Below are 6,282 nucleotides of genomic sequence, written 5' to 3' on the forward strand. Positions count from 1 at the left end.
AACTTACGGTGTCAAATACGAGCGTGCGGTCAAAAAGCTGACCAAGGATCGCAACGTGCTGCTGACATTCTACGACTTCCCTGCCGAGCACTGGAAGCACATCCGCACGACAAACCCCATCGAAAGCGTCTTCGCTACCGTGCGCAACCGAACCCGCAAGACCAAGGGCTGCCTAAGCCGCAAAACGGCCCTGTCCATGGTCTTCAAGCTAATGATGTCAGCCAAGAAAAAATGGCGAAAGCTCAGCGGCACAAACCGACTGCCCGAAGTCATTCAGGGGGTTGAGTTCAAAGACGGGATCAAGCAACTTCAAAACGCCGCCTGATGACAGCCGTCACCAACTTTTGGGCATAACTCCACAGCAAACGCTTCAGCCGCAGCGACCTTCAATTTTGTCTCAATGGCAGACAATAACTCAGACCCTAATTTCATTGGCTCTGTTGAGAAAAATTGGAGCGATGTTTTTCCAGGGGGGCTGACGATTGACGGAATTACGTTGAATGCTTCCGGCAGCAACGTGAATCAAACTTTCGCCGATGCGTTTTTTGACAAAGGAAATGCCGGGCTGGGAGTTTGTTCTACTACGCACGGATCTATTGGCAGCTCTGGGTGCGCGACAGGAACTGGCTCAAATACTTCAGACGACAATGTGCAGAACTCTCAAGGCGGCGAAACGCTGACCCTCGATTTCGGTAAAACCGTGAATATCAGTGATATCTTCTTCAACGATGACGGGCACGTTGCGCTGTCTGGCGGGCTGAATATTAATGGTAATGCAGTAACTGTTTCAAACGGCCTCGTGACTAATGGATTTGAGTTCCTTTCAGGCTCTTCGGTTTATAACTTTTCTTACACTCAAAGCCAATTTTACTTAGCGTCTGCAACTGTTGCGCCGGTTCCACTTCCTGCAACAGGCTTCCTGTTTTTGAGTGCGCTTGGTGGGTTGGGATTAGCTCGGCGGAGACGCAAAGCAGCCTGAGTTACTACATCTTACTACAAAGGACGCGCTTTCATGGCGCGTCTTTTGCTTTTATAGATTGAATCCTACCGGTCTGATTGCAAAAGCAACGCCGCGGCTGCGAAACGACCGGTAGGTAAGTTCATTGCCCTTTAATCAATCATAACTAGAGGGGATTAATCTTTGTTCCTTCGATCCCGCTCCCCGCAAAAAACCCAACTCGATCAACGAAGAAAACGACTATGCCTTTTCTGACAGTCGTCGTTGACAGTTTGTTCATGAAGCCAAAGTCCGCGACCATTACGGATGGGCCAACCCCCACTTCCCAACCATTCGAGTTTTGGACATAGTCTATTGAGGCCTGATCCATGAAAGCCATCACATAGCCAAAACTCGTGACGCCGCCCTGAAAACCGTACGATGCGGCAGTCGATCTATAGTAACTTTGTTTTTTACCATCTTCTCGCCAAACCCCATTGCCAGTTGCCAGCCCAATTCCATACCCGCCCTTTATGATATGGGGAAAAATCAGCAGAGCCTGCGCTTTTTGAGTAATGTTTGCCGACTCAGGTTCAGAAGCCGTTAGCCTTGCGAGTGTCGCGGTGGCGTCTACCGACAGCCCCGCACGAAAAATATCTTTCCGTAAGTCGGTCACTCCAAAACCGCCGACGCCACAGGCACTGAGGTTCATTAAAGCGCTGGTTGCCATGACTGTTATCGCAACTCGAAAACCACTCATTCTCTTAAACAAACCCTATTCCATTTCGCCAAAAATGCATCTTAGTACATCGCTTTACAGAGCTTGAGATTTGTTCATGAATTATGCCTTTCGGACAAGCTGTACCACAAACGCTGCATGGCGAATGCTGGTGTATCACATCGGCGACTCGGCTGGTTTCGGCTGTGCCGCTGCATGAAAATTATTCTTTCGCTATGACGCATCTCAAAGACAGAATATGTTAATTCATTTATAATTAACAGGTTATCAAGTATTTTGGTCGTCAGTCTTGGTGTAGTGCGGAGGATTTACCTTCGAGGCGCGTGCGTCCCAAGCGCGTTTGCAAGCGCCATGCCAATTAGAGGAAGAGTAGCCCGCGACGTTACATCGTTGCGGGCATTTTTAGTGATAAGCGCGTTCAGACAGGCCATTGTCTGCACCGTGAGCCATCGGGGTGGGGATGGCGAGAAAAAGTAACGCTAACCCCATCAGCCCCGTCCAGCGCCTCAAAGACGCCCCCAGATGCCGTGCCAAGGCCAAGCGCACGGGTGAGCGCTGCAAGTGCCCAGCGGTGCGTGGGTGGGCCGTGTGTCGCGTTCACGGCGCGGGCGGCGGTCACAAGGCTGGGCCATCGCATCCGCAGTGGAAGCATGGCGGTCGGTCGCGGGAATGGGTCGAGATGAGGGCAGAAATCAACGAACTGGTGCGAGATGCCAAAAGGGTCGCGAGCGAGATTTCTGGTAGCAAGGGCTGAAAGAAAACGTTTTGTCGCGCTGGGAATGCCTAAGTCCAAAGCTTTGAAACATCATGCAAGGAAGGCGAAGACGAGAAATCTTGAATGATGAAATGATAGAGTTCGTATCCCCCCAACCCAGCAAAGCCAAAAAAATAACAGCAATAGCGAACATTAATGCGTACATCGCCAACACAAAAATGACGGGAAGGAGGTATATCAGAATAGCCCCCAGCACTATGCCCAAAGCGATTTCCAGTATCATACCAATTCCTACGAACTTTCCTTAGTCTAAACACTATGCCTATCGATCAATCACAGTCCTGATAGCTGGATGCCATGCATTCTCGGGCACGTTTCTGGGCTTCGGAAATGGCGTCATTTGTCATTCTGTCTGCAAGGGTATCGCGCAGGGCACCAGCTTGCTTGTCACCTTTCGCAGCCGCAATGTTATACCACATATGAGCGGTAGCGTAGTCTTGGACTACCCCCAATCCGTGTTGGTATTGTCCGCCTAGGTTGAATTGCGCCGTCACGTCGCCTTTTTTTGCTGCCAACTTTAACCATTTCGCCGCTTCGGTGTAGTCTTGTGGCACACCTTCGCCGTTGGCATAAGCGAACCCAAGCCTGGATTGTGAAAGAGCATCGCCTCCCTCAGCGGCCATGCGCCACCATTGAACCGCCTTTACGTTGTCCTGCGGTACACCTTTGCCATAAGCGAACACTGCCCCAAGATTCGCCTGTGCAAAGGTTAATCCTTGTTCTGCGGCAGAACGGTACCATTCAATTGCTTCATTGATGTCTTGGTTCACTCCCTGCCCATGCTGATACGCGAAACCCAGGTTGAATTGCGCCGTCTTGTCACCCTGCTCAGCAGCTAAACGGTATAATTTCGCCGCTTCGCCATAATCTTTAACCAAGCCCTGACCCTCAGAATACATCGCGCCTAAATTCGATTGTGCAGCGGCAAACCCTTGCTCAGCTGCAAGCCTGTACAGCCGTGCAGCCTCAGCGAAGTCCTGCAACACCCCGTGGCCATTGTAGTACATTACACCGAGGTTGTGCTGCGCCAATGCATCGCCCTGCTCGGCAAGCGGTCTAAGTTCGCTCAGCGCCGTAGCGAAGTCACCTGCTCTGGCGGCAGTTAGTCCAACATCGAGGTTCTGCGCAGCGCTAAGTGTAGGTGTGAGCATCAGCGCCAGAGCTGCGCAGCGAATGAATCTCATAATAGCCATTCCTTTTGTGGCATCACCGATACAAGCTGCACCGAAGGGTGGGCGTTCGGCAAATAGGATCATATTCCGCATGAAAACTCGCGAGGGCTAGGCACCCGGTCGCAGATGGTGGCGTTACGGTAAGGAGCCAAGAGGCCCGACAGGGGGAGGGTAAACGCCAGAAGGTGACAAACTGGAACCGGCGGCGATAGTCATTTTTCCTTCAGTGCAGTTTGAAGGAAAAAAGCAAAACACCCTTAAGGGTTTTTTCTATGTGGGGCTTAATGTGGGGTATTGGTCTTTTTTGTCTATTTTACCCAATAAAATCAAGGGCAAGTGGCGGAGAGACAGGCAGCCATGTCCGATGCCCACACGTTCCCACGCGCATCCAAAGTACCTATAAAATCAATGGCTTCTCTTAGAACTCGTCCCAAGGGGGCTTGTGAAATCCCCTGCGTTCCCCTACTTTGTGGGGGACAGGCAGGGGGACAGATATGTCAAGCGCCATTACCAAGCCGAGAGCAGGAAAGCCGCTTAGCGCGGCTTTCGTCCGCACGGTACACGAACCAGGCAAATACCACGACGGTGGCGGACTTGGGCTGATACTGCGCGTCGAACCATCAGGAAGCCGCCGCTGGGTGCAGCGCATCGTGATTTCGGGGCGACGGCGGGAAATCGGTCTAGGCACGCCCCCAATTGTGACCCTAGCCGCTGCGCGGGAAGCGGCGCTTGATAACATGCGTACCGTGCAAGCAGGTAACGACCCTATTGCCCTTCGGCGAAACGCACGCACTTTTATGACTTTTGCCACCGCGGCCGAGCACGCTATTGCAGCTAAATCGTCCGAGTTCCGGTCCGACAAGCATCGCAAACAATGGCGCAGCACGCTGGACACATATGCACTGCCAATTCTTGGCAAGCTCCCCATCGGCCAAGTTGGCACCGCTGATGTCCTCCGCGTTCTGCAACCAATTTGGAATGAGAAAACGGAAACTGCTTCACGCCTACGTGGGCGAATAGAAGCTATTCTATCTTGGGCTACGGCAGCCGGACATCGTGAGGGCGAGAACGCCGCGCGCTGGAAAGGCAATTTGTCAGAGATGCTTCCAAAACCTCAGCGCGTCGCCAAAACGGTTCATCACCCAGCATTGGCAAGTTCTGATGTCTCTGCCTGGTATTCGGCACTCCGCGGTCGCGACGGAGTGGCGGCACGTGCGCTTGAATTTCTTACCCTGACTGCGGCTCGTTCAGGTGAGGTGCGTGGCATGACTTGGGCGGAAGTTGATCTGACGACAGGCGTCTGGACCGTACCTGCCGACCGCATGAAGGCGAGCCGTGAGCATCGTGTTCCACTTTCCGCACCCGCGTTTTCATTATTGGAGAGCATGGCGGTGGCCCCCGACGCCGATCCCACTGACTGTGGTCGCCCCGTATTCAGCGCCCCCCGAGGTGGTGTTCTCTCCGATATGTCGCTCTCCGCCGTCATGCGGCGGATGCAGCAGGCAGAAATTGATGTCGGGTGCGCCGGATGGTTAGATCGCGCGTCCGGCCGTCCTGCGGTGCCCCACGGTCTGCGCTCGACATTTCGTGACTGGACAGCAGAGTGCGGCTATCCGCGTGATATGGCGGAAATGGCGCTTGCTCACGATGTGGGCAGTGCTGTGGAACGCGCCTACCGGCGCTCTGACATGCTAGAGCGACGTCGCGCTATGATGTCTGCATGGTCGGACTTTCTCGACGGGCGGGCCGATGCTAGCGATGTAGTGTCTTTCGCAGCCGGAGGCGGGGTCTGATGGCGCGGGTTGGGCCACCTCGCAAACCGAAAAATGACTGGTTCTTATTGCTAAGAGGGGCTTCTTCCGCAGAACGGAAAAACGAATGGATGAAGCGCATTACTGCGCTTGCTAAGGTCTTGGAAAATGCCGCTCAGGGTAGTGGTGCTCAAGTTTTAGCGATACAAGCTGGAGTATCTGTCGAGGATGCAGTGAAAAGCTTTCTCTGGCCGCGGGCCAATGATATTTATTGGTCATTGTGCTTAGCTGGTAAATGGCAGCTTTGCGAGGGCGACAAGAGTGCTTCGATTGGTGAGATCCGCAAAAGATTGACGTCATTAGATGAGGCCTACGAAGCCCTAGCATTGACTATGTGCGACCGCGCAGTTGGCCATTGTGACAATGATGATGTTGAACATTTAAATATTGAGGAAGAGTTTAGATTGCTCGGCTTTCTTGATGATGAAATAGAAAGCTTACTATCCGAGCCTTGGACCGCTGTAGACTACCTGAACAAAGCTATAACAGATATTCGTGGCTGGATGTATATCTACGAGGCCAACGGACGAGGCAGCTTGGCGTCAATAGTAGTCGCTGAACTAGTTGCTGCATTTTTCGACCAGGCAAATATCGCAATGGAGACCGCTGGCGCCTCTCAGGCGAGCAAGCTGCTAGATGTGAAATTTTCGCGCTCCGGCACCATTCCTGCAAACTCCTATTGTCTTGCAGTCGAAGGCGCCTTGATTGCACTTGAAGTGTGGAGCTCTCCTACTGTTGGTTGCCCGAAGGGCATGTGTGCGTCGTCAGATAATTTGGGACATCAGAGCGTGCTTTCGTTTGGAGGCTCTGGCTCATCCTTGATTAAGTTTATGCGTTTTCAGTTTCGT

7 protein-coding genes are annotated in these 6,282 nt (G+C 52.7%); 4 read left to right on the forward strand and 3 right to left on the reverse strand.

Annotated elements, in window-relative coordinates; translation table 11 throughout:
* Window positions 1-325: transposase (locus BMX04_RS18690; RefSeq protein ID WP_175477394.1), on the forward strand; the 325-nt coding region annotated here is incomplete at its 5' end.
* Window positions 326-400: 75 nt separating this feature from the next.
* Window positions 401-979, forward strand: a complete 579-nt coding sequence (locus BMX04_RS18950) for a VPLPA-CTERM sorting domain-containing protein (protein ID WP_083398242.1) — start codon at window positions 401-403, stop codon at window positions 977-979.
* Window positions 980-1,124: 145 nt separating this feature from the next.
* Here BMX04_RS18950 and BMX04_RS18700 read toward each other — a convergent pair whose 3' ends face one another.
* The 3 genes from BMX04_RS18700 to BMX04_RS19790 all read right to left on the reverse strand — a co-directional run bounded on the left by BMX04_RS18700 (window position 1,125) and on the right by BMX04_RS19790 (window position 3,716).
* Window positions 1,125-1,667, reverse strand: a complete 543-nt coding sequence (locus tag BMX04_RS18700) for a lipid-binding SYLF domain-containing protein (protein WP_175477415.1) — start codon at window positions 1,665-1,667, stop codon at window positions 1,125-1,127.
* Between the two features lie 701 nt (window positions 1,668-2,368).
* Complete coding sequence (locus tag BMX04_RS18955) at window positions 2,369-2,674, reverse strand: hypothetical protein (RefSeq protein WP_083398244.1); 306 nt, start codon at window positions 2,672-2,674, stop codon at window positions 2,369-2,371.
* Window positions 2,675-2,720: 46 nt separating this feature from the next.
* Window positions 2,721-3,716, reverse strand: a complete 996-nt coding sequence (locus BMX04_RS19790; RefSeq protein WP_276325626.1) for a tetratricopeptide repeat protein — start codon at window positions 3,714-3,716, stop codon at window positions 2,721-2,723.
* 401 nt (window positions 3,717-4,117) lie between these two features.
* Between BMX04_RS19790 and BMX04_RS18715 the strand changes: the two genes are divergently transcribed.
* Together BMX04_RS18715 and BMX04_RS19255 are read left to right on the forward strand one after the other, a co-directional pair.
* Complete coding sequence (locus tag BMX04_RS18715; RefSeq protein ID WP_074788354.1) at window positions 4,118-5,416, forward strand: tyrosine-type recombinase/integrase; 1,299 nt, start codon at window positions 4,118-4,120, stop codon at window positions 5,414-5,416.
* On the forward strand, window positions 5,416-6,282 hold an 867-nt coding region (locus tag BMX04_RS19255), incomplete at its 3' end, for a hypothetical protein (protein ID WP_139194638.1). The genes BMX04_RS18715 and BMX04_RS19255, both read left to right, overlap by 1 nt.

The organism is Roseovarius tolerans, assembly GCF_900109855.1.
In the GTDB taxonomy this organism is placed as follows: domain Bacteria; phylum Pseudomonadota; class Alphaproteobacteria; order Rhodobacterales; family Rhodobacteraceae; genus Roseovarius; species Roseovarius tolerans.